Source organism: Variovorax sp. GW821-FHT09B01 (assembly GCF_059418345.1).
Genome location: NZ_JBWKPQ010000006.1, coordinates 229,484 through 254,522, shown reverse-complemented (window position 1 = coordinate 254,522; position 25,039 = coordinate 229,484). Strand labels below are relative to the sequence as shown.

Genomic DNA, 25,039 nt, shown 5'->3' with positions numbered 1-25,039 from the left:
CCGCAGCCCCCAACACCTAGCATTCCGATCCCTTGAGCGTCAAACAGGCCTACGAAGCGGAACTCGCGACACGCGGGTTCAAGAGCGATCCCGCGCAGCTGAGGGCCGTCGAGGCGCTCGATCGCTGCGCCGCGGAATGGGCCGCGTACAAGTCGCAGCGTTCCAATGCGCTGAAGAAGCTCATCAACCGGCCCGAGCTGCCGCGCGGCGTCTACATGTACGGCGGGGTGGGGCGCGGGAAGAGCTTCCTGATGGACCTCTTCTTCAACGCCGTGCCGCTGCGGCGCAAGACGCGCCTGCACTTCCACGAGTTCATGCGCGAGGTGCACCGCGAACTGCGCGAGCTGCAGGGCACCGTCAACCCGCTCGACGAGCTGGGCCTGCGCATCTCGAAGCGCTACAAGCTGATCTGTTTCGACGAGTTCCACGTCGCCGACATCACCGACGCGATGATCCTGCATCGGCTGCTGATGGCGCTGTTCGAGAACGGCGTGGGCTTCGTCACCACTTCCAATTTCAAGCCCGACGACCTCTATCCCGGCGGGCTGCACCGCGACCGCATCCTGCCCGCCATCGAGCTGCTGAACCAGAAGCTCGAGGTGCTCAGCGTGGACAACGGCACCGACTACCGGCGCCGCACCATGGAGCAGCTGCGCATGTACCTGACGCCGAACGATGCCGGCGCCGAGAAGGAGATGCGCAAGGCCTTCGAGAAGCTGGCCGAGACGGCCGACGAGAATCCGGTGCTGCACATCGAGTCGCGCGAGATCCGCGCGCGGCGCAAGGCCGGTGGCGTCGTCTGGTTCGACTTCAAGACGCTGTGCGGCGGGCCGCGTTCGCAGAACGACTACCTCGAGATCGCGAGCCAGTTCCACACCGTGCTGCTGTCCGACGTGCCGCACATGCCGGTGCGCATGGCCTCGGAGGCGCGCCGCTTCACCTGGCTGGTCGACGTGCTGTACGACCGCCGCGTCAAGCTCATCATGTCGGCCGAGGTACCGGCCGAGGCGTTGTACACCGAGGGGCCGCTGGCGCACGAGTTTCCGCGCACGGTCTCGCGGCTCAACGAGATGCAGTCGGCCGAATTCCTCGCGCTGGAACGCCGCATCGTCGACACTCGCCTCACATGAAGAAAACCCTCGTCCTTGCCCTGTGGATGTCGTTGGCCGGCCTGCCGGCCTGGGCCCAGTCCAGCGCCGCCGCCGGCGTCGCCGATCTCGAGGCCGAGCGCAACCGCCTGGCCAGCGAGCGCGCCGCCATCGAGGCGCGCTACGAGAACGAGCGCAAGGCCTGCTACGCCAAGTTCGCGGTCGAGGACTGCCTGCGCGACAGCCGCGCGCGCCGCCGCACCGAGAACGACCACATCAAGCGCCAGGAATCGTCGATCAACGACATCGAGCGCCAGCGCCGCGGCGCCGCCGAGCTGCGCAAGCTCGACGAGAAGAAGACCACCGAACGCCCGCAGGATTCCGCGCAGCAGCGCGAGCAGTCCCAGCAGAACCAGCGCGAACGCGAACAGCGTGCCGCCGACCATGCCGAAGGCCGTGCCGCGACGGCCGCGGAAGCGCCCGAGCGCCAGCGCCAGTTCGACCAGAAGCAGAGCAACCAGGCCGCCGAGCAGGCCAAGGCCGCGCAGCGCCGCGCCGAGGCGCCCGCGCAGGCCCAGCGCTACGAGGAAAAGCAGCGCAAGGCCGAGGAGCACCGCGCCAGCCGCGAGCGGCAGAACACCAACCGCACCAAGCCGCGTGGCGCGCCATTGCCGCCCGCGGAGCCGGCTGCGAAGCCCTGACCGCCGCGCAACGGCCCGCGCGGGCCGTGGAGATTTCAGGCCGCCGGCAGGGGCTCGAGCTTGAGCACCGCGATCGAGATGTTGTCGCCGGTGCCATGCGCCCGGCGGCGTGCTTCGCCCACCAGGATCTCGACCGCATCGCGCGGCGGCTGCGCATGAAGCACGCTCGCGAGTTCCTCGGGAGTGAAGTAGTGCCACAGGCCATCGCTGCAGGCCATCAGCAGGTCGCCGGGCTGCATCCTCGGCACCTGGTCGGGTGCGATCGGCGGCGGCGTCGAGCGCATGCCCAGGCAGCCGAGCAGGATGTTGCCCTGCGGATGCACGTTGGCCTCGGCCTCGGTGATCTCGCCGCGGTCGATCAGCGTCTGCACGTACGAATGGTCGCGCGTGCGCTTGATCAGCCGGCCGTCGTGGAAGTGGTAGATGCGCGAATCGCCCGCGTGGATCCAGGCGCAGTCGCCGGTCGGGTTCATGAGGAAGGCGGCCAGCGTGCTGTGCGGTTCCTGCTCGCTCGACACGGCCGTGAGCTTGATCACCGTGTGCGCGTCCTCGAGCAACTGGCGCAGCAGCGCTTCGGCTTCGTCGCGCGCCGGGTTGTAGCGCGCGAAGAGCTGGCGCGCGGTCATCAGCACCTGGTCGGAGGCCTTGCGTCCGCCGCTGCGCCCGCCCATGCCGTCGGCCACCACGGCGAGCACGCAGCCCGGCGTGCGCGGATGCGCGATCAGCAGCACCTGGTCCTGCTGGTAGGGGCGGTCGCCCTTGTGCAAGCCGGTGGCGGCAACGAGTCGAAAGCCTTGGGTCATGAGCGCGAATGCGCCGATGCAGCGCCGCCTGTCTTCTCTGGAGTTCGGATCACGACGTATTATCGAATGAACCCGAGCCCGAGCCGCGCAGAAGATGCGTCCGCTTCTCCCACGTTGGACTCCAATCTCCACTCCCTTTCCCGCCAGTTGATCGAGTTACGCATCGAGCATGCGGACCTCGACGCGTCCATCGACAGCCTGAGCGAGGTCGCGCCGCAGGACGAGCTGCTGCTGCGCCGCCTCAAGAAGCGGCGCCTTGCGCTGCGCGACCAGATCGTGCGACTCGAGAACGCGATCGATCCGAAGGAGCCGGCATGAGCGCGGTGGGCCTGGAAGACACGCTCGCATCGAAGGTGCTCGAGGCTTTTTCGGACGGCGGCGTGCTGTCGCGCGCGGCCGAGCAGTTCCGCGAGCGCTCGGGCCAGACCGAGATGGCGATGGCCGTGGCGCGCACCATCGAGCAGGGCGGCATGCTGGTGGTCGAGGCCGGCACCGGCGTCGGCAAGACCTTCTCGTACCTGGTGCCCGCGCTGCTGAGCGGCGAGCGCGTGCTGCTCTCGACCGCCACCAAGGCGCTGCAGGACCAGCTCTTCGGCCGCGACCTGCCACGGCTCGTGCAGGCGCTGGGCCTGCCGGTGCGCACCGCGCTGCTCAAGGGCCGCGGCAGCTACCTCTGCCTGCACCGGCTCGACATCGCGCGCCACGATGCCTCGCTGCCCGAGCGCGGCAGCCTGCGCACGCTGGCGAAGATCGAGCAATGGTCCAAGGCCACGCGCACCGGCGACCTCGCCGAACTGCCGGGGCTCGACGAGCGCTCGCCGCTGATCCCGCTGGTGAGCTCGACGCGCGAGAACTGCCTGGGCGCGCAGTGCCCGCAGTTCAAGCCCTGCCACGTCAACCTGGCGCGGCGCGAGGCGCTCGCGGCCGACGTGGTGGTCATCAACCACCACCTGTTCTTCGCCGACCTCGCGGTGCGCGAGACCGGCATGGCCGAGCTGCTGCCGAGCGTCAGCGTGGTGGTGTTCGACGAGGCGCACCAGCTCAACGAGACCGGCGTGCAGTTCCTCGGCACCAACCTCGGCACCGGGCAGGCGCTCGACTTCGCGCGCGACGTGCTCGCGGCCGGCCTCACGCATGCACGCGGCCTGGTCGACTGGCAGGGCATCGTGGCCGGGCTCGAGCGCGCGGCGCGCGAGCTGCGGCTGGCGGTGGGCAAGCAATGGCCGGGCGCGAAGCTGCGCTGGGCCGGGCCCTCGCCCGAGGGCATCGGCGAGCACGAATGGCAGGGCGCGCTCGACACGCTGCAGATCGCCTTCGAGGAGGCGGCCGAAGGTCTCGACACGGTCAGCGAGCTGTCGCCCGATTTCGTGCGGCTGCTCGAACGCGCGCGCGAACTCGCGAAGCGCGCCGCCAAGTTCGCGCGCGCCTGCGCGCCGGAATCAGTGCGCTGGGTCGACGTGGGCACGCAGTTGCGGCTGGTGGAGTCGCCGCTCGACATCGCCGAGGCGATGCGCACGCGCGTGCTCAAGATCGCCAAGGCGCCCGATGCGCAGTCGGACGCGCACGGCGACGAGACGCTGGGGCGCGGCGCCCGCGAGGCCGTCGACGAATACGACGCCTGGCTCGATGCGCAGGGCGGTGGCGATGACGACGACGAGCCACCGCGCGCGCACGAGCCCGAACCCGCGGCCACCGAGCGGCGCCGCCGCGCCTGGGTCTTCACCTCTGCCACCCTGGGCGACGATCCCACGCTGCGCTGGTTCACCGAACCCTGCGGCCTCGAGGATGCGGAGGTGCTGCGCGTGCGCAGCCCCTTCGACTACGCCGCGCAGGCCGCGCTCTACGTGCCGCGCGCCTTCCCCAAGCCCAACGAGCCCTCGCACAGCCTGCGCGTGGCGCAACTGGCCGCGCGCGGCGCCGGCGCGCTCGGCGGCCGCACGCTGGTGCTGACGACCACGCTGCGCGCGCTGCGCACCGTGGGCGACGAGATCCGCCAGCAGATCGAGCGCCTGGGCATCGAGCGGCGGCCCGAGGTGCTGGTGCAGGGCGAACTGCCCAAGCGGGTGCTGATGGACCGCTTCCGCGAGGGCGACACGATGGGCCGCCCCGGCTGCGTGCTGGTCGCCTCGGCCTCGTTCTGGGAGGGCTTCGATGCGCCCGGCGATGCCTTGCAGCTGGTGGTGATCGACAAGCTGCCGTTCCCGCCGCCCAACGATCCGCTGGTCGAGGCGCGCTCGCAGCGGCTCGAGGCGCAGGGCCGCAGCTCGTTCGGCGACTACTCGCTGCCCGAGGCCGCGGTGGCGCTCAAGCAGGGGGCGGGGCGGTTGATCCGGCGCGAGACCGACAGCGGCGTGCTGGTGATCTGCGACACGCGCCTGGTCGCGATGGGCTATGGCCGGCGCCTGCTCGGGGCGTTGCCGCCGATGCGGCGGCTCGAGACCGAGGCCGATCTCGACGCGGCGATCGCGGACCTGGCCGTGCCGGTGCAGGACTGAAGCGCGCGGGCCGCGGGCGATAAAAAAGCCCGAGGGCTCGCGCCGTCGGGCTTTCGTGTCGGGTCAGCCGAGCCGGCCGGCCGCCATCACCACATCTTCCACCAGGGATCGTCCTTGGTCTTGAAGCCTTGCGAGAGGTAGGTGCTCTGCGGGTAGTTGGAGGTCAGCACGCGCTGCGCGTCGTCGCGCAGGTCGTTCATGCCGAGCGCGTCGTACGAGCGCACGATGATGTAGAGCGCCTCCTCGACCGCGGGCACTTCGCGGTAGTCGGCGATCGCGCTCTGGGCGCGGTTGATGGCCGCCAGGTAGGCGCCGCGCGAGTAGTAGTAGCGCGCCACGTGAACCTCGTACTGGGCGAGCGAGTTCACGATGTAGTTCATGCGCTGGCGCGCATCGGGCGTGTAGCGCGAGTCGGGGAAGCGCGTGATCAGTTCCTTGAACGACTCGAACGACTCCTTGGCCGCCTTCTGGTCGCGCTCCGACAGGTCCTGGCGCGTGAGGAACGCGAACATGCCGAGGTCGTCGTTGAAGTTGACCACGCCCTTGAGGTACAGCGCATAGTCGAGCGCGGGGCTGGCGGGGTGCAGCTTCAGGAAGCGATCGATCGTGGAGACCGCGGCCGCCTTGTCGCCACCCTTGTACTGGGCGTAGGCCTTCTCGAGCTGGGCCTGCTGGGCCAGGGGGGTGCCGGCGGCACGGCCCTCGAGCTTCTCGTACAGCGGCACGGCCTTGTCGTAGGCGCCGGAGCCGGCTTCGTCCTTGGCTTCCGCGTAGATCCGGTTGGGGCTCCAGGTCGCGGTCTTGTCGTCCTTGGTGCTCGAACAGCCGGCGAGCAGCGCGAGGGCGCTGAGCGCCATCCAGGCTGGGACCGATAATTTGGCGCGAATCATCACATGCGGCTTTCGTGAAACAGTTGCCCTCAATTATATCGACCGACCCCCGCGACAACTCCCCGGAGGCGGCCGAGCTCGACGAGGGCGCCGATCCGTCCGAAGCCAGCGAGTGGCGGGATTTCGTCGTCGACCCCGCGCAGCACGGACTGCGGCTGGATCGCGCGCTGGCCGCATTGGTTCCCGAGTTCTCGCGCAGCTACCTGCAGCAGCTGATCGAGGCCGGCGCCGTCGAGCTGCAGGGCCGCGCCGCCACCAAGGCCTCGGCGGCCGTGCGGGCCGGGCAGGCCGGGCGGGTCGAACTGCGCCCCACGCCGCAGAGCCAGGCGTTCCGGCCCGAGCCGATGGAGATCGTCACCGTCTACGAGGACGAGCACCTGCGCGTGATCGACAAGCCGGCCGGCCTGGTGGTGCATCCCGCCCCGGGCCACTGGAGCGGCACGCTGCTCAACGGCCTGCTCGCGCTCGACCCCAAGGCGCTGCTGCTGCCGCGCGCGGGCATCGTGCACCGGCTCGACCGCGACACCAGCGGGCTGATGATGGTCGCGCGCACGCGCGCCGCCATGGACGCGCTGGTGGCGCTGATCGCCGCGCGCGAAGTCAAGCGCCAGTACCTGGCGCTGGGCCACAAGCCCTGGACCGGCCCGGCCGCGCGCCAGGTCGACGCGGCCATCGGCCGCGATCCGCGCAACCGGCTGCGCATGGCGGTGGTCGATCTGCAGCAGCACGCCGGCAAGACCGCCCGCACCCTGATCGAGCGCCTGGACAGCGAGGAGCGCGGCTGCGTGGTGCGCTGCACCCTCGAAACCGGCCGCACGCACCAGATCCGCGTGCACATGGCGTCGATCGGCCATCCGCTGGTGGGCGACACGCTCTATGGCGGCACGGCCGCCGCGGGCCTCGCGCGGCAGGCGCTGCATGCGTTCCGGCTGGCCTTCGTGCATCCGGTCACCAAGGCGCCGATCGCGCTGCATTCGCCCGTGCCGGCCGATCTCGCCGAGGCCTTGCGGGCCTGGGGGCTGGACTACAATCGCGCCTGACGGCCTCCAGGGCCGCCTCGCCGGCCGCTTGGTGCCGGCCCCGCGTTGCACTCGCCGCGTGCCGGCAACGCCTCCTTCCATCCTTCTGAACAAAAAAAGCGTCCCCCAAGGCGCCTTTTCCCGGACAACGCGAACCATGAATACGGCGGATGCCAAGCGCATTCTCGAAACCGCCTTGATCTGTTCGAGCCAGCCGCTGCCGGTGCGCGAATTGCGCGTGCTGTTCGACGACGCACTGGGTGTGGACACGATCAAGTCGCTGCTTCTCGAGCTGCAGGAAGACTGGACGCAACGCGGCCTCGAACTGGTCAGCGTGGGCAGTGGCTGGCGCTTTCAGAGCCGGCCCGAGATGCGCGACCACCTCGACCGTCTGCACCCCGAGAAGCCGCCGCGCTACACCCGCGCGGCGCTCGAGACCCTGGCCATCATTGCCTATCGCCAGCCGGTCACGCGCGGCGACATGGAAGACATCCGCGGCGTCACCATCAACTCGCTGATCCTCAAGCAGCTCGAGGACCGCAACTGGGTCGAGGTGATCGGCCACCGCGAGACGGTCGGGCGCCCGGCGCTGTACGCGACCACGCGCCAGTTCCTCGACGACCTCGGCCTGGCCTCGCTGGACCAGCTGCCGGTGATCGAGACGCCGGCCCAGCAGGCGGCACTGGTCGATTCGCTCGAGCGCGCGGGCGGCGGCAACCAGCCGGCGCTGCCGATCGACGAGCCGCCGGCGGAGGCCGAGCCGGCGCCGGCCGCCGAGGAGACGGCGGTTGCCGTCGCGGCGGAAGAGGCGCAGACTGGGGCAACCCCCTCGGAACAACCCGAAGTCCAGCAAGCGATCGCGGACGATGCATCGCTGGCCGACGAAGCGATCGCCGACGAGATCGTGGCGACCGACAGCGCGCCGGCCGAGCTGGACATGGCCGCCGAGACGCCCGAGCCGGGCGAAGTCGCCGCCCTCGACGAGCGAGGCGACGACGCCGAACAGCCAGCCCCCGTGGAAGCCCAGGTTTCCGCCGATACCGAACCCTCCGAAGAACCCCGCATTGATCCCGACGCTCCGCCGCCGGACGCGACCGATCCTGACGCAGTCCTCCCCGGAAAGACCTCATGAGCTCATCCGACCCCGACCAAGCGGCGATCCTGCCGATCGACCCCTTGTCCAATGAAAACACGCTGGAAACGACCGGCCAGTCCGCGGGCGATGCTGCGAAAGCCGTAGCGACGGCGGAGGAGGGCGCGGCACCGAAGCGGCGTCCGCGTCGCAAGAAGGAGGCCGTGGAGGCCACCAAGGCGCCGGCCGCGGCCGAACCCGAAGCGGCCGTGGCCGCCGAGAGCGCCGAGGAGCCGGCCAAGCCCGCCAAGCCGAAACGCCCGCGCAAGCCGAAGGCCGTGGTCGAAACGGCGCCCGAAGAGCCCGCAGCCGAATCCGAGCCGCCCGCGCTCGAAGCGGCACCCGAGCCCGTCGCGGCACCGGTGCCTCAGCCGGAGCCCGAACCCGCGCGTGCCGAGCCGGCGCGCCTGCAGCCCCGGGACGAGGAAGATTCGGACGACCGTTCCGAGGACGAAGAAGACGAGGAAGACCCCGACGACGAGGAGGACGACCTCGACCGCGCCCGCCGCGCCGCCGAGCGCGAGCAGCGCAAGGCGCCCCCCCCCGAGCCGATCCGCTTCGCCGACGTCATCTCGGGCCAGTTCGACGCCGACGAGGACAGCCCCGAGGTGCCGCCGCTCAAGCGCGTGCTGCTGCCCGAGGCCGATTCGCCCAAGCTGCACAAGGTGCTGGCGCAGGCCGGGCTCGGCTCGCGCCTCGAGATGGAGCAACTGATCCTGCAGGGGCGCATCTCGGTCAACAACGAGCCGGCCCACATCGGCCAGCGCATCCAGTACGGCGACCAGGTCAAGATCAACGGCAAGCCGATCCGCTACCGGATCGCGCCGCCGCCGCCGCGCGTGATCGCCTATCACAAGCCCGTGGGCGAGGTCGTCACGCACGACGATCCGCAGAACCGTCCGACCGTGTTCCGCAAGCTGCCGCGCCTGCACCAGGGCAAGTGGCAGTCGGTCGGCCGGCTCGACTTGAACACCGAAGGCCTGCTGCTGTTCAGCAGCTCGGGCGACCTGGCCAACCAGCTGATGCATCCGCGCTTCGGCCTGGAGCGCGAGTACGCGGTGCGCGTGCTCGGCGCGATCAGCAGCGAAGAACGGCAGAAGCTGCTCGACGGCGTGCGCCTCGACGACGGCATGGCGCAGTTCGGCACCATCGAGGACGGTGGCGGCGAAGGCTCCAACTGCTGGTACCGCGTCACGATTTCCGAAGGCCGCAACCGCGAGGTGCGCCGGCTGTTCGAGTCGGTGGGCCATGCGGTCAGCCGGCTGATCCGCATCCGCTACGGCGCGATGGTGCTGCCGCGCGGCCTCAAGCGCGGCGCCTGGATGGAGCTCGACGAGCGCGACATCCGCGCGCTGTTCCAGGCCTCGGGCGGTGCGCAGGCGCGTCCGGGTCCGCCGCAGCAGCGCGGCCAGGGGCCCGATGGCGGCGGTGGCGGCCGGAATGGCCGCAACAAGAAGCGCCGCGGCGGCCGCAACGGCGGTGGTGCCCAGGCGCGCGACGACAACCGCGAGCCGCCGATCCCCAGCCCGCTGGGCGACGGCCGTCCGCCGCGCGGCCCGCGCAACAACCGTGGTCCCGGCGGCGGCAACGGCGGTCCGCCGCAACAGCAGCAGGGCCGGCGCAACAACGGCAACAACAATGCCGGCAACCGCAACCGGCAGGGCGGCGACGACCGTCCGCCGAGCGGTGCCAACCAGCCCGATCCGATGAAGACCTCGCTGGGCTACATCGGCGCCGACAGCTTCACGCGCCAGCGCAAGGAACAGCGCCAGGGCGGTTCCGGCCGCCGTGGCGGTGGGGGCGGCGGGGGTGGTGGTGGAGGCGGCGGCTTTGGCGGGCAGGGCGGCGGCGGTGGGCGGCGCCGCGGCCGCTGAACAAAAACAGCCGCGCCCGCGCGGCCTTTCGCGGGGTTTTCACCAAGGTGGTGAATCCCGCCGGTTAAAATCGCGGGCTTTGTCGGGATACAGCGCAACAATATCGTTGCAGTTGTGACAAAAAACTTCAGAATCAAGCAAGCTCAGAAAGCACTTCCATGGCTATCGAACGTACCCTCTCCATCATCAAGCCCGACGCCGTCGCCAAGAACGTCATCGGCAAGATCGTTTCCCGCTTCGAGGCCGCCGGCCTGAAGATCGTGGCCGCCAAGCTGGTCCACCTCTCGCGCAACGAAGCCGAGCAGTTCTACGCCGTGCACAAGGAACGTCCCTTCTTCAAGGACCTGGTCGAGTTCATGATTTCGGGCCCGGTGTTCGTGCAAGTGCTCGAAGGCGAGAACGCGATCGCCAAGAACCGTGACCTGATGGGCGCCACCGACCCGAAGAAGGCCGCCGCCGGCACCATCCGCGCCGACTTCGCCGACAGCATCGACGCCAACGCCGTGCACGGTTCGGACGCTCCCGAAACCGCCGCCAACGAAGTGGCGTTCTTCTTCGCCGGCCTCAACGTCTACGCACGCTGAAGCCGCATCTCGACCGAATCCATGACCACGGCCAACCTGCTCGATTTCGATCTCGAGGGGTTGGCTGCGTTCTGCGAAAAACTCGGCGAGAAGAAATTCCGCGCCACGCAGCTGTTCCGCTGGATCCACCAGCGTGGCGCCAGCGACTTCTCCCAGATGACCGATCTGGCCAAGTCGCTGCGCGAGAAACTCGCGACGACCGCGCGCGTCGAGGCGCTGCCGGTCATCACCCAGCACGAATCCAAGGACGGCACGATCAAGTGGCTGTTCGACGTCGGTGACGGCAATGCCGTCGAAGCCGTCTTCATTCCCGAGGACGACCGCGGCACGCTGTGCGTGTCGTCCCAGGCCGGCTGCGCGGTCGGCTGCCGCTTCTGCTCGACCGGCCACCAGGGCTTCAGCCGCAACCTGAGCACGGGCGAGATCGTCGCCCAGCTCTGGTTCGCCGAGCACTTCCTGCGCAAGCACCTCAAGCGCGACGAGCGCGTCATCTCCAACGTGGTGATGATGGGCATGGGCGAGCCGCTGCAGAACTATTCGGCGCTGGTGCCCGCGCTGCGCACCATGCTCGACGACAACGGCTACGGCCTCTCGCGCCGCCGCGTCACGGTCTCGACCTCGGGCGTGGTGCCGATGATCGACCGCCTGGGCACCGACTGCGCGGTGGCACTCGCCGTCTCGCTGCACGCGCCCAACGATCCGCTGCGCGACGACCTGGTGCCGCTGAACCGCAAGTACCCGATCGCCGAGCTGCTCGAGGCCTGCAAGCGCTACCTCGCGCACGCGCCGCGCGACTTCATCACCTTCGAGTACTGCATGCTCGACGGCGTCAACGACCAGCCCGAGCATGCGCGCCAACTGATCGAGCTGGTGCGCACGCACGGCGTGTCGTGCAAGTTCAACCTGATCCCGTTCAACCCCTTCCCGGCATCGGGCCTGCTGCGTTCGCCGCAGCCGCGCGTGCTGGCCTTCGCGAAGATGCTGAGCGAAGCCGGCCTGGTGACCACGGTGCGCAAGACGCGCGGCGACGACATCGACGCCGCCTGCGGCCAGCTGGCCGGCGACGTCAAGGACCGCACCCGCGCGGCCGAGCGCATGGCGCAGCGCCGCCTGGCGTCATCCGCCTCGGGAACGGAGCGAACGGTCGTGTTGCATCCGGTCCGCAAGGCCGCTTCCACCGCCTCCCAGGAGCATTGAACCGATGAGCATGGCTTTTCCGACGGCGAGCGCCGGGCTGCAACGCGTGCTGGTGGCCAGCTTCGCGGGCCTCGCGGCACTGCTGCTCTCGGGGTGCGTGAACACCCGCACCACGACCACCAGCCTCGATTCGGCCAGCTCGTCCTCGGGCCCGCAGCTCGTCACCGAGTCGGACGAGTCGAACGCCCGTCGCCGCGCCCGCCTGCGCATGGAACTCGCGGCCGGCTATTTCGAGCATGGCCAGAACACCGTCGCGCTCGACGAGATCAAGCAGGCGCTCAACGCCGACCCCAGCTATGCCGATGCCTTCGCGCTGCGCGGGCTGGTCTACATGCGCATGGAAGACGCCGGCCTGGCCGAGGACAGCTTCCGCCGCGCGCTGGCGCTCAACCCGCGCGACGGCAACACGCGCCACAACTACGGCTGGCTGCTGTGCCAGCAGAACCGCTACCGCGACGCCGCCCAGCAGTTCACCGAGGCGCTGGCCACGCCGGCCTACACCGAACGCGCCAAGACGCTGATGACGCAGGGCCTGTGCGAGATGCGCGCGGGCCAGCCCGTCGAGGCCGAGCGCTCGCTGCAGGCGGCCTACGAGATCGATGCCGGCAATCCGGTGGTCGGCTTCAACCTCGCCTCGCTGCTCGCGAAGCGCGGGGAATGGTCGCGCGCGCAGTTCTACGTGCGCCGCGTCAACAACGGTCCCTCGGCCAACGCCGAAACCCTGTGGCTGGGGATCAAGATCGAGCGCAGTCTCAACAACCGCGAGGCGGTCGCGCAGCTGGGCGGGCAGCTGCAGCGCCGCTTCCCGCAGTCGCGCGAAGCTTCGGCGTTCGAGCGCGGGAATTTCAATGACTGAACGGGTTTCCGAATTCGGCACTTCCGCGGTGATTCCGCTCGAGGAAGCCGACAACACGAACAAGTCCGCCGGCACCATGCTGCGCGAGGCGCGCGAAGCGCACGGCCTGCACATCGAGATGGTCGCGGCCGCGCTCAAGGTGCCGGCGCAGAAGCTGCTGGCGCTCGAGGCCGACGACATCGCCGCCTTGCCCGACCCGGTGTTCGCGCGCGCGCTGGCCAGCAGCGTCTGCCGCGCGCTGCGCGTCGATCCGGCGCCGGTGCTCGCCAAGCTGCCGGGCGCGCCCAAGGCCGCCGTGGCGGTGGCCGACCGCAATCTCAAGACCCACATCGTCTCGGGCACCTCGCGCTGGGGCAGCGGCCGTTCGGGCGGGCTGCCGTCGCGCGCGCTGCTGACCGTGGTCGCGCTGCTGCTGGTCGGCGCGGCCGCGATCTTCTGGCTGCCGCAGTCGGTGTTCGACCGCATCGGCAGCACGGTGTCGCGCATCACGGCGCGCGGCGCGGCCGAGATCGGACCGAATGCCGGCGAGGCGCCCGCCGCCCCCGGCACCACACCGGGCGTCGCGACCGAGAACGTGCCGGTTCCGGCCGCGGCCGTCGGCACCGCCGCGCCGGCGCCGGCCGTGGCGGCTGCACCGGCGACGCCGGCCGCGGCAACGCCCGCCGCCCCCGCGACGGCCACGCCGCCGGCCGCCGCCGACGCGAGCGGCCAGGCGCTGGTCTTCGTGGCGCGCGAGGAATGCTGGATCACCGTCACCGATTCGGCGGGCAAGCAGTTGCTGCGGCGCAGCCTGCTGGCCGGCGAAACGGTCGCGCTGTCGGGGGCGCTGCCGCTCTCGGTGGTGGTCGGGCGCGCATCGAGCGTCGATGTGCAGGTGCTCGGCAAGCCCTTCGATCTCAAACCCTTCACGCGCAACGGCGGCGTTGCGCGCTTCGAGGTGAAATCGTGAGCGAACCCCTGCCGATCGAATCCGCGGCGCCCAAGGCGCGCCGCTCGCGCCAGGCCCGCGTGGTCTGGGGCCCGCGCGTGGTCACGGTCGGCGGCGATGCGCCGGTGCGCGTGCAGTCGATGACCAACACCGACACCGTCGACGCGATCGGCACCGCGATCCAGGTCAAGGAACTGGCCCAGGCCGGCTCCGAGATGGTCCGCATCACGGTCAACACGCCCGAGGCCGCGGCGCAGGTGCCCTACATCCGCGAGCAGCTCGACCGCATGGGCATCGACGTGCCGCTGGTCGGCGACTTCCACTACAACGGCCACCGGCTGCTGACCGACTATCCGGCCTGCGCCGAGGCGCTGAGCAAGTACCGCATCAACCCCGGCAACGTGGGCAAGGGCGACAAGAAGGACCGTCAGTTCGGCCAGATGATCGACGCGGCCATGCGCTGGAACAAGCCGGTGCGCATCGGCGTGAACTGGGGCAGCCTCGACCAGGAGCTGCTGGCCAGCCTGATGGACACCAACAGCCTGCGCGCGCAGCCCTGGGATGCCAAGCAGGTCATGTACGAGGCGCTGATCACCTCGGCCATCGAATCCGCGAAGCTGGCCGAATCCATGGGCATGGCCGGCGAGCAGATCATCCTGTCGTGCAAGGTCAGCGGCGTGCAGGACCTGATCTCGGTCTACCGCGAACTCGCGCGGCGCTGCGACTACCCGCTGCACCTGGGCCTGACCGAGGCCGGCATGGGCACCAAGGGCACGGTGGCCTCGGCCACCGCGCTGTCGATCCTGCTGCAGGAAGGCATCGGCGACACCATCCGCGTGTCGCTCACGCCGCAGCCCGGAGAGTCGCGCACGCAGGAGGTGGTGATCGCCTCCGAGATCCTGCAGTCGCTGGGCCTGCGCATCTTCGTGCCGAGCGTCACCGCCTGCCCGGGGTGCGGCCGCACCACCAGCACCACCTTCCAGGAGCTGGCCAAGCAGATCGACGACTACCTGCGCCTGCAGATGCCGGTCTGGCGCAAGAAATACCCGGGCGTCGAGACGATGAAGGTGGCCGTGATGGGCTGCATCGTCAATGGCCCCGGCGAGAGCAAGCACGCGGACATCGGCATCAGCCTGCCCGGCACCGGCGAGGCCCCCGCCGCGCCGGTCTTCATCGACGGCGAAAAGGCCCTCACGCTGCGCGGCGACAATATCGCCAACGAGTTCCACCAGCTCGTCGAAACCTACATCGAAAAGCGCTTCGGCCAGCCCCAGGCTGCCGACGTCGCCTGACCACTCCTCTCCCATGGCTGACAAGATCAATGCCGTCAAAGGCATGAACGACATATTGCCGGCGAGCGTGCCGCGCACCGACCGCCTGCCCGACTCGGCCCTGTGGTCGTGGTTCGAGCAGACGGTGCGCGGACTGCTCGCGCGCTACGGCTACCAGTACATCGTGACGCCGGTGGTCGAACCCACGGCGCTGTTCGTGCGCGGCCTCGGCGAGGTGACCGACATCGTCGAGAAGGAGATGTACTCCTTCACCGACTCGATGAACGGCGACAAGCTCACGCTGCGCCCCGAGGCCACCGCCGGCATCGTGCGCGCGATGGTCGAGCACAACGCGCTCTACAACGGACCGCTGCGCCTGTGGACCCTGGGCGCGATGTTCCGCCACGAGCGGCCGCAGAAGGGCCGCTACCGCCAGTTCCACCAGCTCGACGTCGAGGCGCTGGGTTTCGCCGGTCCGGACGTGGATGCGGAGCTGATCCTCATGGTGCGCGCGCTGTGGCGCGAGCTCGGGCTGCTCGAGGGCCAGCACGTGCGGCTCGAGATCAACAGCCTGGGCCAGCCGGCCGAGCGCCAGGCGCATCGCGAGGCGCTGATCCGCCACTTCGAGGCGCATGCCGAGTTGCTCGACGCCGATGCGCAGCGCCGGCTGCACAGCAATCCGCTGCGCATCCTCGACACCAAGAATCCCGCCATGCAGGCGATGGTCGAGGCCGCGCCGCAGCTGATGGACTTCCTCGGCGAGGAGTCGCGCGCGCACTTCGCCGCGGTGCGCGCGGTGCTCGACGCCGCGGGCCTGGGCTACCGCGTCAACCCGCGCCTGGTGCGCGGCATGGACTACTACAACCTGACCGTGTTCGAGTGGGTCACCGACCAGCTCGGCTCGCAGGGCACCGTGTGCGGCGGCGGCCGCTACGACGGCCTGATCGGCCAGATGGGCGGCAAGCCTGCGCCGGCCGTGGGCTTCGGCCTGGGCATCGAGCGCCTGCTGCTGCTGATCCAGGAACTCGGCCTGCCGGTGCCCGGCAGCGAACCCGCGGCCTACGCCATCGTGCCCTCGGCCGCAGCGCTGCCGCAGGCGATGGTGGTGCTCGAGCAGTTGCGCGCGGTCGGCGTGGCCGTGGTGCAGCATGCGGGCGGCGGCGGCATGAAGGCGCAGTTCAAGAAGGCCGATGCGAGCGGGGCGCGCTTTGCGCTGATCTTCGGCGAGGACGAACTCGCGCGCGGCGAGGTCACCGTGAAATCCTTGCGCGATGGCAGCGGTTCGCAGGTGGCCCGCCCGCTCGCGGACGTGGCCGGCTGGGCCGCCACCCTACAATCGCCGGCTCCCGGGGAATCATCGGACCGTTCCTGAGTCTTTCAGCCTCACGGAGGCACAGAATCAAAACACGCGGGCGCACCCGGCGCACCGCGGCCTCGAGTCCTTCCAACCACTGACAGCGCATGGCAACCCATCTCGATCTCGAAGAACAGGAACAGCTCGACCAGCTCAAGCATTTCTGGAACACCTACGGCACCCTGATCACCTGGGTCGTGCTGCTCGTCGCCGGCGCCTTCGTGGCCTGGAACGGCTGGCAGTATTTCCAGCGCACCAAGGCAGCCCAGGCGGCGGCGCTGTACGACGAGGTCGAGCGCAGTGCCCAGTCGGGCGACGCCGCCCGCATCGAGCGCGTGTTCAACGACATGAAGGAACGCTTCGCGGGCACCGCCTATGCGCAGCAGGCCGGCCTGCTGGCCGCCAAGACGCTCTACGACAAGGGCAATGCCGAAGCCTCGCGCGCCGCGCTCGGCTGGGTGGCCGACAAGGCCACCGACCCCGGCTACCAGGCCATCGCCAAGCTGCGCCTCGCGGCCGAACTGCTCGATGCCAAGTCCTACGACGACGCGATCAAGCAGCTCTCGGGCAACGTGCCGAAGGAATTCGAGCCGCTGGTGGCCGACCGCAAGGGCGACATCTACCTGGCCCAGGGCAAGCGCGACGAGGCGCAGGCCGAGTACCGCAAGGCCTGGACCGGCCTGGGTGCCGCTTCCGAATACCGCCGGCTGGTCGAATTCAAGCTCAATGCGGTCGGCGTCGACCCCAAGAGCCTGGCGCCCGCCATCACCGTCACCCCCGCAGTTCCTGCCAAATCCTGATCGCCAGCCATCATGAATTTCATGCGTTTCATGCCTGAATCGACCGCCGTGCGCGCGGGGTCTGCTCTTGTTTTGGTAGCGGTCCTGGCCGCCTGCTCGGGCACCTCCAAGCCGAAGCCGGCCGAACTGCCGACCAATGCCTCGCTGATCGGCGTGCGCCAGGCCTGGAGCGTGAAGATCCCGGCGGTCAAGTTCCCGCTCACCACCGACATCAGCGGCGACATCGTGACCGTGGCGGCCGCCGACGGCACCGTGGTCGGCATCGATGCCCGCGCGGGCCGCGAAACCTGGCGTGCCAGCGTCGGCGCACCGCTCACGGCGGGCGTGGGCAGCGACGGCAGCATCACCGCGGTGGTCACCACCAACAATGAACTGGTCGCGCTGCAGGGCGGCAAGGTGATCTGGAAGCAGCGCCTCACGGCGCAGGCCTTCACCGCGCCGCTGGTGGCCGGCCGCCGCGTCTTCGTGCAGACCGCCGACCGCAACATCAGCGCCTGGGACGGCGAGAGCGGCCGCCGCCTCTGGTCGCAGCAGCGCACCGGCGAGAACCTCGTGCTCAAGAAGCCGGGCGTGCTGCTCGCCGTGGGCGACACCCTGGTGGCCGGCATCGGTGGCCGCCTCGCGGGCATCAACCCGTCGAACGGCACCTCGCGCTGGGAATCGCCGATCGCGGCGCCGCGCGGCACCAACGACGTCGAGCGCCTGGTCGACCTGACCGGCAGCGTGAGCCGCGTGGGCGACACCGTCTGCGCGCGCGCCTACTACGCCAGCGTCGGCTGCGTCGACACGCTGCGCGGCACGCTGGTCTGGAGCAAGGCGGCCTCGGGCGCCGAAGGCCTGGGTGGCGACGACGGTTTCGTCTACGGCACCGAAGCCGATGGCAGCGTCACCGCCTGGCGCCGCGCCGACGGCGAACGCGCCTGGCAGACCACTACCTTCAAGAACCGCACGCTGACCGCGCCGCTGGCCGTGGGCCGCTCGCTGGTCATCGGCGACAGCACCGGTCTGCTGCTGTTCGTCTCGCGCGAGAACGGCGGCCTGCTGAACCGCGTCACGCCCGATGGCTCGGCCATCGAAACCGCTCCGGTGGTCGTGGGCAACACGGTGGTGGTCGTCACGGCCAACGGCGGCGTCTTCGGCTACCGTCCCGACTGATATTTTTTCCAGGGCATGGCCATGAATTGCGAATCCGCGAAGGAGCGGCCATGAAACCCGTCATGGCCCTGGTGGGCCGTCCCAACGTCGGCAAGTCGACCCTGTTCAACCGCTTGACCCAGACGCGCGACGCCATCGTGGCGGACTTCGCCGGGTTGACGCGCGACCGCCACTACGGCAACGGCCGCCTGGGCAAGCACGAGTTCATCGTCATCGACACCGGCGGCTTCGAGCCCGACGCGGGCAGCGGCATCTTCAAGGAGATGGCCAAGCAGACGCGCCAGGCCGTGGCGGAGGCCGACGTGGTGGTGTTCGTGGTCGACGCCCGCGAAGGGCTGTCGGCGCAGGACCACGACATCGCCAACGAGCTGCGCCGCCTGGGCAAGCCCTGCGTGCTGGTGGCCAACAAGTCCGAAGGCATGCACGACGGCTCCAAGCTGGTCGACTTCTACGAGCTGGGCCTCGGCGAGGTGCATGGCGTGTCGGCCGCGCACGGGCAGGGCATCCGCGGCCTGGTCGAACTGGCGCTCGAGTCGCTGAACCTGCCCGAGCCCGAAGAGGACGAGGACGGCGAGGACGACGTCAACAAGCCGATCAAGCTCGCGGTGGCGGGGCGCCCGAACGTCGGCAAGTCCACGCTGATCAACACCTGGCTCGGCGAAGAGCGTCTCGTGGCCTTCGACATGCCCGGCACCACGCGCGATGCGATCTCGGTGCCCTTCGAGCGCAACGGCCAGCGCTTCGAGCTGATCGACACCGCCGGATTGCGCCGCAAGGGCAGGGTGTTCGAGGCGATCGAGAAGTTCTCGGTGGTCAAGACGCTGCAGGCCATCGAATCGGCCAATGTGGTGCTGCTGCTGCTCGATGCGACCCAGGGCGTGACCGACCAGGACGCCCATATCGCGGGCTACATCCTCGAGAGCGGCCGCGCGGTGGTGATCGCCATCAACAAGTGGGACGCGGTCGACAGCTACCAGCGCGAGCAGATCCAGCGCCAGATCGAGACCCGGCTGGTGTTCCTCAAGTTCGCCGCGCTGCATTTCATCTCGGCCATCAAGCGCCAGGGCCTGGGGCCGCTGTGGCAGGCGATCGCGCAGGCCCACAAGTCGGCCACCCGCAAGATGTCGACGCCGGTGCTGACCCGTCTGCTGCTCGAGGCGGTGCAATTCCAGACGCCCAAGCGCACCGGCATGTTCCGGCCCAAGCTGCGCTATGCGCACCAGGGCGGCATGAATCCGCCGCTGATCGTGATCCACGGCAATTCGCTCGAGCATGTGACCGACGCCTACAAGCGCTTTCTCGAGGGGCGGTTCCGCAAGGAATTCGACCTGGTGGGTACACCGTTGCGAATCGAATTCAAGAGCTCCCACAATCCCTACGCCGACAAGGACGAGTGAGTCTTGGGCACCGTTGGCGGCCGATGAGCGGCCGCCGGAACGGAAGTTCCGTCTTTTGAGAACCGTTATTTTTCAAAGGCTTTTGGCGCGGAATGCTGCAGCGCGGGAGGCCTGTGTTAAGGTCCCTTTTCCAACAACTACTCTTGAACACGGAGAATATCGTGAGCAATAAAGGGCAACTTCTACAAGACCCGTTTCTGAACACACTGCGTCGCGAGCATGTGCCGGTTTCCATTTATTTGGTGAACGGTATCAAGCTGCAGGGTCAGATCGAGTCTTTCGACCAGTACGTCGTGTTGCTTCGCAACACGGTGACACAGATGGTCTACAAGCACGCCATTTCCACCATCGTGCCGGGTCGTGCCGTCAACTTCTCGGCCAACGAGAACGACGACGCCGCAGCCTGATCGGCGCGGAGCGCGGCGGTGTCAAACCCGCCGCGCTTTTCCCCTTTTCTGATACCGCTTGTCTGAACTGAATTCCCGCCAGGAAGGCGCCGTCGTTCTCGTCGGCGTCGACTTCGGGCTGCCCCATTTCGACAGCGAACTCGAAGAACTCGGCCTGCTCGCGCAAACCGCGGGCCTCTCGCCCGTGGCGCGCCTCGTGTGCAAGCGCAAGGTGCCCGATGCGGCGCTTTTCGTCGGCAGCGGCAAGGCCGACGAGATCAAGGAGCTTGCCGCGATGCATCGCGCGAGCGAGGTCATCTTCGACCAGTCGCTGAGCCCGGCGCAGCAACGCAACCTCGAGCGCCAGCTCGACGTCGCGGTGTACGACCGGACCTTCCTCATCCTCGAGATCTTCGCGCAGCGCGCGCGCTCGCACGAAGGCAAGCTGCAGGTCGAGCTCGCCCGCCTGCAGTACCTGAGCACGCGCCTCGTGCGCCGCTGGTCCCACCTGGAGCGCCAGACCGGCGGTGCCGGCGTACGCGGCGGTCCGGGCGAGAAGCAGATCGAGCTCGACCGGCGGATGATCGCCGAGTCGATCAAGCGCACGCGCGAGCGGCTGGCCAAGGTGCAGAAGCAGCGCGGCACGCAGCGCCGCCAGCGCGAGCGCCGCGAGACCTTCAACATCTCGCTGGTGGGCTACACCAACGCGGGCAAGTCCTCGCTGTTCAATGCGCTCGTGAAGGCCCGTGCCTACGCGGCCGACCAGCTGTTCGCCACGCTCGACACCACCACCCGCAACCTCTACCTGGGCGATGCGCGCCGGCAGGTGTCGATCTCCGACACCGTGGGCTTCATCCGCGACCTGCCGCACGGCCTGGTCGACGCCTTCAAGGCGACCCTGCAGGAAGCGGTCGATGCCGACCTGCTGCTGCACGTGGTCGATGCCTCGAACCCGCACCATCCCGAGCAGATGGCCGAGGTGCAGACGGTGCTGCGCGAGATCGGCGCCGACACCGTGCCGCAATTGCTGGTCTTCAACAAGCTCGATGCCCTTGAAAGCACGCAACGTCCGCTGCATCTGCAGGACGACATGGACATCGACGGCGTGCAGGTTCCGCGCATCTTCCTGAGCGCCCGCAGCGGCGAGGGCTTGCCCCTGCTGCGCGCGGAGCTGGCCCGACTCTCGGGCTCGATCGCCGATACCATGACCCCTGAGGGTGACGCTGAATTGCACGGTGCCACCCATTGATTGGGCACAATCCCGCCACTGACAAGAGAACGACGCGAATGAATGCAAAGCCAGTGTGGAAAGGGTTCTTGGGCATGTTCAACCTGAACGATGGCCGATGGGGGCGTGGCGACGATTCGTCCTCCTCCAATGGCGATCGCCCTTCGGGCAACAGGCCTCCCGACGCCGATCCTCCGGGTGCCCCCACGCCCCCGCCTTCGGGCAACAACGGCAACAACAACCGCCCGCGCGGCCAGGGCCCGAACCAGGGTCCGCCGGACCTCGACGAACTCTGGCGCGATCTCAACCGCAAGCTCGGCGGCTTCTTCGGCGGTGGCCGAGGCAACAACAACCGTCCCAGCGGCGGCAACGGTGGCGGCAATGGCTACAAACCCGACATGAAGAACGCCGGCTTCGGCATCGGCCTGGTGGCCATCGTCGCCGTGCTGATCTGGCTCGGTACCGGCTTCTTCATCGTGAACGAAGGCCAGCAGGCCGTCATCACCCAGTTCGGACGCTACAAGACCACCGTGGGCGCGGGCTTCAACTGGCGCCTGCCGTACCCGATCCAGCGCCACGAGACCGTGGTCGTCACGCAGATCCGCTCGACCGACGTCGGCCGCGACGCCATCGTGCGTTCCACCGGCCTGCGCGAATCGGCCATGCTGACCGAGGACGAGAACATCGTCGAGATCAAGTTCGCCGTGCAGTACCGCCTGAGCGATGCGCGCGCCTGGCTCTACGAGAGCAAGACGCCCGCCGACACGGTGGTGCAGGTGGCCGAGACCGCCGTGCGCGAAGTCGTCGGCAAGATGAAGATGGACGCGGCCCTCGCCGAGGAACGCGACCAGATCGCGCCGCGCGTGCGCCAGCTGATGCAGAACATCCTCGACCGCTACCAGGTCGGCGTCGAAGTGGTTGGCATCAACCTGCAGCAGGGCGGCGTGCGTCCGCCCGAGCAGGTGCAGGCCGCCTTCGACGACGTGCTCAAGGCCGGCCAGGAACGCGAGCGCGCCAAGAACGAGGCGCAGGCCTATGCCAACAACGTGGTGCCGCTGGCCACCGGTACCGCTTCGCGCCTGAAGGAAGAGTCCGAAGCCTACAAGGCGCGCATCGTGGCCCAGGCCCAGGGTGATGCCGGCCGCTTCGCCTCGGTGCTGACCGAGTACCAGAAGGCGCCGCAGGTCACGCGCGACCGCATGTACATCGACGCCATGCAGCAGATCTACGCCAGCACGACCAAGGTGCTGGTCGACAGCAAGCAGGGGTCCAACCTGCTGTACCTGCCGCTCGACAAGCTGATCCAGCAGACCGGCAGCAACCAGTCCACCCCGGTCGATGCCGCCAGCCCGAGCGTCGCCGGCACCGCGCCGGTGCAGTCCTCGGTGATCCCGGTCGCGCCGACCAACGACATGCGTGCCCGCGACGGCCGCTCGCGTGACCGCGACGTGCGTTGAACCTGGAAGGCAACAAGAACATGAACAGAATCGGATTCATCGCCTCGTCGATCCTCGTGCTGCTGGTGCTGCTGAGCTCGACCCTCTTCGTGGTCGATCAGCGCCAGTTCGGCGTGGTCTACGCCCTGGGCCAGATCAAGCAGGTCATCACCGAGCCCGGCCTCAACTTCAAGCTGCCGCCGCCGTTCCAGAACGTGTCGTACATCGACAAGCGGCTGCTCACGCTGTCGAGCCTCGACACCGAGCCCATGCTCACGGCCGAGAAGCAGCGCGTGGTGATCGACTGGTACGTGCGCTGGCGCATCACCGACCCGCAGGCCTACATCCGCAACGTCGGCCTCGACGAGAACGCCGGTGCCATGCAGCTCAACCGCGTGGTGCGCAACGCGTTCCAGGAAAACATCAACAAGCGCACCGTGCGCGACCTGATCTCGGTGCGCCGCGAGGCCCTGATGGCCGACGTGCAGCGCGAGGTACTGACCGTGGTGAAGGGCGCCAAGCCCTGGGGCGTGGACGTGGTGGACGTGCGCATCACGCGCGTCGACTACGTGGAAGCCATCACCGAATCGGTCTACCGCCGCATGGAAGCCGAGCGCAAGCGCGTGGCCAACGAGCTGCGTTCCACCGGCACGGCCGAAGGCGAGAAGATCCGCGCCGACGCCGATCGCCAGCGCGAAGTGATCGTTGCCAACGCCTACCGCGACGCGCAGAAGATCAAGGGCGAGGGCGATGCCCAGGCCGCTTCGGTCTACAGCGAGTCCTTCGGCCGCGATCCGCAGTTCGCGCAGTTCTATCGCAGCCTCGAGGCCTACAAGCAGAGCTTCAACAAGAAGAGCGACGTGATGGTGGTCGATCCCTCGTCGGACTTCTTCCGCGCGATGCAGGGCGCGGGTTCGTCGGCCGGCGCGCCGCGCCGTTGACGCCTTCGTTCGCAGCAGTTTCGGGAACGTGAGTTCCGACACCTTCTGGAGCGCGCTGGCGCTGGTGCTGGTGATCGAGGGCATCCTGCCCTTCGTGTCGCCCGGCGGCTGGCGCCGCGGCTTCGGCCAGCTGATGCAGCTGCGTGACGGGCAGCTGCGCTTCTTCGGCCTGTGCTGCATCGTGCTCGGGCTGTGCCTGCTCTGGCTGCTGGCCTGAGGCCGGCAGCGCCGCTTTTCGACCGCCTCGCCGCCCGCTTCGAGCGGGCACCGCCGGGGCGCTTTTCGGCTGCCGGTAGAATTCCGGTTTAACCACGCCCCCGATCCCCATGTCCGCCTGGGTCCTCCCGGATCACATTGCCGATGTGCTGCCCTCCGAGGCGCGCCACATCGAAGAACTTCGCCGCCAGTTGCTCGACACCGCCCGCAGCTACGGCTACGAGCTGGTGATGCCGCCGCTGCTCGAGCATCTGGAGTCGCTGCTCTCGGGCACCGGCGAGGCGCTCGACCTGCAGACCTTCAAGCTGGTCGACCAGCTCTCGGGCCGCTCGATGGGCCTGCGGGCAGACACCACGCCGCAGGTCGCGCGCATCGATGCCCACCTGCTCAACCGCGATGGCGTGGCACGGCTGTGCTACTGCGGCCCGGTGCTCCACACCCGTCCCGATCGCCCGCACGCCACGCGCGAGCCGCTGCAGTTCGGGGCCGAGATCTATGGCCACGCCGGCCTCGAGGCCGACACCGAAGTCCTGTTGCTCGCGCTCGACTGCCTCGATGCGGCCGGCCTGCGCGAGGGCGTGATCGTCGACCTCGCCGATGCCCGCATCGTGCGCGCGCTGTTCGCCGGCGTGCCGGTCGACGCGGCCGTGCTGGCGCGCGTGCATGCGGCGCTGGCCGCCAAGGATGCGAGCGAGCTGCGCGCGCTGACGCGCGATTTCCCCGCGGCTTCGCGCGAAGGCCTGCTGGCCCTGATCCAGCTCTACGGCGACGCCGCCGTGCTCGACGAGGCCGCCCAGGCGCTGCAGAGCACGCCCGCGGTGCGCGCGGCGCTGTCCGACCTGAAGCTGCTGGCCGCCGGCCTCGACGGCGTGGCGGGGCGCAAGATCAGCTTCGACCTGGCCGACCTGCGCGGCTATGCCTACTACAGCGGCATGCGCTTCGGCATCTACGTGCCGGGCGCGGCCGATTCGCTGGTGCGCGGCGGCCGCTACGACGAGGTGGGGGCCGTGTTCGGCCGCAACCGTCCGGCGGTCGGCTTCAGCCTCGACGTGCGCGAACTGGTCGGCGTGCTGCCGGCGCGTCCTCTGCGCGCGGCGATCCGCGCGCCGTGGAGCGACGAGGCCGGCCTGCGTCAGGCCATCGCCGGGCTGCGCAAGGCCGGCGAAACCGTGGTGTGCGTGCTGCCGGGCCATGGCAGCGAAATCGATGAGTTCCACTGCGACCGCGAGCTCGTCGAGCAGGCCGGCCAGTGGCAAGTCCGAACGATCTGAATTTTTAGCAATGGAAC

The 25,039-nt window shown here is 69.2% G+C and carries 24 protein-coding genes; 22 read left to right on the top strand and 2 right to left on the bottom strand.

Annotated features, from left to right (window positions below; all coding sequences use genetic code 11):
• The first annotated feature begins 32 nt into the window (after positions 1-32).
• Both zapE and AC07RV_RS20215 read left to right on the top strand, forming a co-directional pair.
• Positions 33-1,130: a cell division protein ZapE gene (zapE, locus tag AC07RV_RS20220; protein ID WP_296789042.1), complete on the top strand. Its 1,098-nt coding sequence runs from the start codon at positions 33-35 to the stop codon at positions 1,128-1,130.
• A complete protein-coding gene (locus tag AC07RV_RS20215) occupies positions 1,127-1,789 on the top strand; it encodes a hypothetical protein (protein WP_093342628.1) in 663 nt (220 codons plus the stop codon). The genes zapE and AC07RV_RS20215 overlap by 4 nt, the downstream gene beginning before the upstream one ends.
• A gap of 35 nt (positions 1,790-1,824) precedes the next feature.
• Here the strand turns inward: AC07RV_RS20215 and AC07RV_RS20210 are convergent, their stop codons facing one another.
• Positions 1,825-2,592 (bottom strand): PP2C family protein-serine/threonine phosphatase, encoded by a 768-nt coding sequence (locus AC07RV_RS20210; RefSeq protein ID WP_093342626.1) that lies wholly within the window; start codon positions 2,590-2,592, stop codon positions 1,825-1,827.
• Positions 2,593-2,706: 114 nt separating this feature from the next.
• Here AC07RV_RS20210 and AC07RV_RS20205 point away from each other — a divergent pair, with 114 nt between their 5' ends.
• Both AC07RV_RS20205 and AC07RV_RS20200 read left to right on the top strand, forming a co-directional pair.
• The gene (locus AC07RV_RS20205) at positions 2,707-2,910 is read left to right on the top strand and encodes a YdcH family protein (RefSeq protein WP_093342624.1); all 204 of its coding nucleotides are present in this window, start codon (positions 2,707-2,709) and stop codon (positions 2,908-2,910) included.
• A complete protein-coding gene (locus tag AC07RV_RS20200) occupies positions 2,907-5,087 on the top strand; it encodes an ATP-dependent DNA helicase (protein WP_296789043.1) in 2,181 nt (726 codons plus the stop codon). Before AC07RV_RS20205 ends, AC07RV_RS20200 begins: the two co-directional genes overlap by 4 nt.
• An 86-nt stretch (positions 5,088-5,173) precedes the next feature.
• Here the strand turns inward: AC07RV_RS20200 and AC07RV_RS20195 are convergent, their stop codons facing one another.
• Positions 5,174-5,977, bottom strand: a complete 804-nt coding sequence (locus tag AC07RV_RS20195; RefSeq protein ID WP_093342623.1) for an outer membrane protein assembly factor BamD — start codon at positions 5,975-5,977, stop codon at positions 5,174-5,176.
• A gap of 14 nt (positions 5,978-5,991) precedes the next feature.
• Between AC07RV_RS20195 and AC07RV_RS20190 the strand changes: the two genes are divergently transcribed.
• From AC07RV_RS20190 to AC07RV_RS20105, 18 genes are all read left to right on the top strand, one after another.
• On the top strand, positions 5,992-7,017 hold the full coding sequence (locus AC07RV_RS20190; protein WP_296789044.1) for an RluA family pseudouridine synthase: 1,026 nt from the start codon (positions 5,992-5,994) through the stop codon (positions 7,015-7,017).
• A gap of 136 nt (positions 7,018-7,153) precedes the next feature.
• Positions 7,154-8,128 (top strand): SMC-Scp complex subunit ScpB, encoded by a 975-nt coding sequence (gene scpB / locus AC07RV_RS20185; protein WP_296789046.1) that lies wholly within the window; start codon positions 7,154-7,156, stop codon positions 8,126-8,128.
• Positions 8,125-10,002, top strand: a complete 1,878-nt coding sequence (locus AC07RV_RS20180) for a pseudouridine synthase (RefSeq protein WP_296789047.1) — start codon at positions 8,125-8,127, stop codon at positions 10,000-10,002. Before scpB ends, AC07RV_RS20180 begins: the two co-directional genes overlap by 4 nt.
• Positions 10,003-10,160: 158 nt before the next feature.
• The gene (gene ndk / locus AC07RV_RS20175; RefSeq protein ID WP_019653122.1) at positions 10,161-10,586 is read left to right on the top strand and encodes a nucleoside-diphosphate kinase; all 426 of its coding nucleotides are present in this window, start codon (positions 10,161-10,163) and stop codon (positions 10,584-10,586) included.
• Positions 10,587-10,607: 21 nt separating this feature from the next.
• On the top strand, positions 10,608-11,783 hold the full coding sequence (gene rlmN / locus AC07RV_RS20170; RefSeq protein ID WP_093342618.1) for a dual-specificity RNA methyltransferase RlmN: 1,176 nt from the start codon (positions 10,608-10,610) through the stop codon (positions 11,781-11,783).
• 4 nt (positions 11,784-11,787) lie between these two features.
• Entirely contained in the window at positions 11,788-12,639 is an 852-nt protein-coding gene (pilW, locus tag AC07RV_RS20165) for a type IV pilus biogenesis/stability protein PilW (protein ID WP_093342617.1), read from the top strand.
• Positions 12,632-13,588, top strand: a complete 957-nt coding sequence (locus AC07RV_RS20160) for a helix-turn-helix domain-containing protein (protein ID WP_296789048.1) — start codon at positions 12,632-12,634, stop codon at positions 13,586-13,588. Before pilW ends, AC07RV_RS20160 begins: the two co-directional genes overlap by 8 nt.
• An 8-nt stretch (positions 13,589-13,596) precedes the next feature.
• Positions 13,597-14,859: a flavodoxin-dependent (E)-4-hydroxy-3-methylbut-2-enyl-diphosphate synthase gene (gene ispG / locus AC07RV_RS20155; protein ID WP_281077512.1), complete on the top strand. Its 1,263-nt coding sequence runs from the start codon at positions 13,597-13,599 to the stop codon at positions 14,857-14,859.
• A 13-nt stretch (positions 14,860-14,872) separates the two neighbouring features.
• Positions 14,873-16,210 (top strand): histidine--tRNA ligase, encoded by a 1,338-nt coding sequence (hisS, locus tag AC07RV_RS20150; RefSeq protein WP_296789050.1) that lies wholly within the window; start codon positions 14,873-14,875, stop codon positions 16,208-16,210.
• Between the two features lie 89 nt (positions 16,211-16,299).
• Positions 16,300-16,992 carry a YfgM family protein gene (locus AC07RV_RS20145; protein ID WP_093342613.1) on the top strand — a complete coding sequence of 231 codons (693 nt, stop codon included), beginning with the start codon at positions 16,300-16,302 and terminating at the stop codon, positions 16,990-16,992.
• Between the two features lie 12 nt (positions 16,993-17,004).
• Positions 17,005-18,147 carry an outer membrane protein assembly factor BamB gene (bamB, locus tag AC07RV_RS20140; protein ID WP_093342611.1) on the top strand — a complete coding sequence of 381 codons (1,143 nt, stop codon included), beginning with the start codon at positions 17,005-17,007 and terminating at the stop codon, positions 18,145-18,147.
• A gap of 50 nt (positions 18,148-18,197) precedes the next feature.
• Positions 18,198-19,544 carry a ribosome biogenesis GTPase Der gene (der, locus tag AC07RV_RS20135; RefSeq protein WP_208509375.1) on the top strand — a complete coding sequence of 449 codons (1,347 nt, stop codon included), beginning with the start codon at positions 18,198-18,200 and terminating at the stop codon, positions 19,542-19,544.
• Between the two features lie 161 nt (positions 19,545-19,705).
• Positions 19,706-19,951, top strand: a complete 246-nt coding sequence (gene hfq, locus AC07RV_RS20130) for an RNA chaperone Hfq (protein WP_056582504.1) — start codon at positions 19,706-19,708, stop codon at positions 19,949-19,951.
• 58 nt (positions 19,952-20,009) lie between these two features.
• Positions 20,010-21,179: a GTPase HflX gene (gene hflX / locus AC07RV_RS20125; protein WP_093342608.1), complete on the top strand. Its 1,170-nt coding sequence runs from the start codon at positions 20,010-20,012 to the stop codon at positions 21,177-21,179.
• A 74-nt stretch (positions 21,180-21,253) separates the two neighbouring features.
• Positions 21,254-22,615 (top strand): FtsH protease activity modulator HflK, encoded by a 1,362-nt coding sequence (gene hflK / locus AC07RV_RS20120; protein WP_093342607.1) that lies wholly within the window; start codon positions 21,254-21,256, stop codon positions 22,613-22,615.
• 20 nt (positions 22,616-22,635) lie between these two features.
• Positions 22,636-23,535: a protease modulator HflC gene (gene hflC / locus AC07RV_RS20115; protein ID WP_093343425.1), complete on the top strand. Its 900-nt coding sequence runs from the start codon at positions 22,636-22,638 to the stop codon at positions 23,533-23,535.
• 28 nt (positions 23,536-23,563) lie between these two features.
• Entirely contained in the window at positions 23,564-23,752 is a 189-nt protein-coding gene (locus AC07RV_RS20110) for a DUF2065 domain-containing protein (RefSeq protein ID WP_093342605.1), read from the top strand.
• A gap of 109 nt (positions 23,753-23,861) precedes the next feature.
• Positions 23,862-25,022, top strand: coding sequence for an ATP phosphoribosyltransferase regulatory subunit (locus AC07RV_RS20105; protein ID WP_296789052.1), 1,161 nt, complete (start codon positions 23,862-23,864; stop codon positions 25,020-25,022).
• Positions 25,023-25,039 lie beyond the last annotated feature (17 nt).

What these genes read in the sequence shown, in the direction of transcription:
- AC07RV_RS20215 (WP_093342628.1), top strand. Translation starts at nt 1,127, where the DNA reads ATGAAGAAAACCCTCGTCCTTGCCCTGTGGATGTCGTTGGCCGGCCTG.
- AC07RV_RS20210 (WP_093342626.1), bottom strand. Translation starts at nt 2,592, where the DNA reads ATGACCCAAGGCTTTCGACTCGTTGCCGCCACCGGCTTGCACAAGGGC.
- AC07RV_RS20200 (WP_296789043.1), top strand. Translation starts at nt 2,907, where the DNA reads ATGAGCGCGGTGGGCCTGGAAGACACGCTCGCATCGAAGGTGCTCGAG.
- AC07RV_RS20195 (WP_093342623.1), bottom strand. Translation starts at nt 5,977, where the DNA reads ATGATTCGCGCCAAATTATCGGTCCCAGCCTGGATGGCGCTCAGCGCC.
- scpB (WP_296789046.1), top strand. Translation starts at nt 7,154, where the DNA reads ATGAATACGGCGGATGCCAAGCGCATTCTCGAAACCGCCTTGATCTGT.
- AC07RV_RS20180 (WP_296789047.1), top strand. Translation starts at nt 8,125, where the DNA reads ATGAGCTCATCCGACCCCGACCAAGCGGCGATCCTGCCGATCGACCCC.
- ndk (WP_019653122.1), top strand. Translation starts at nt 10,161, where the DNA reads ATGGCTATCGAACGTACCCTCTCCATCATCAAGCCCGACGCCGTCGCC.
- rlmN (WP_093342618.1), top strand. Translation starts at nt 10,608, where the DNA reads ATGACCACGGCCAACCTGCTCGATTTCGATCTCGAGGGGTTGGCTGCG.
- pilW (WP_093342617.1), top strand. Translation starts at nt 11,788, where the DNA reads ATGAGCATGGCTTTTCCGACGGCGAGCGCCGGGCTGCAACGCGTGCTG.
- AC07RV_RS20160 (WP_296789048.1), top strand. Translation starts at nt 12,632, where the DNA reads ATGACTGAACGGGTTTCCGAATTCGGCACTTCCGCGGTGATTCCGCTC.
- hisS (WP_296789050.1), top strand. Translation starts at nt 14,873, where the DNA reads ATGGCTGACAAGATCAATGCCGTCAAAGGCATGAACGACATATTGCCG.
- AC07RV_RS20145 (WP_093342613.1), top strand. Translation starts at nt 16,300, where the DNA reads ATGGCAACCCATCTCGATCTCGAAGAACAGGAACAGCTCGACCAGCTC.
- bamB (WP_093342611.1), top strand. Translation starts at nt 17,005, where the DNA reads ATGAATTTCATGCGTTTCATGCCTGAATCGACCGCCGTGCGCGCGGGG.
- der (WP_208509375.1), top strand. Translation starts at nt 18,198, where the DNA reads ATGAAACCCGTCATGGCCCTGGTGGGCCGTCCCAACGTCGGCAAGTCG.
- hflK (WP_093342607.1), top strand. Translation starts at nt 21,254, where the DNA reads ATGTTCAACCTGAACGATGGCCGATGGGGGCGTGGCGACGATTCGTCC.
- hflC (WP_093343425.1), top strand. Translation starts at nt 22,636, where the DNA reads ATGAACAGAATCGGATTCATCGCCTCGTCGATCCTCGTGCTGCTGGTG.
- AC07RV_RS20105 (WP_296789052.1), top strand. Translation starts at nt 23,862, where the DNA reads ATGTCCGCCTGGGTCCTCCCGGATCACATTGCCGATGTGCTGCCCTCC.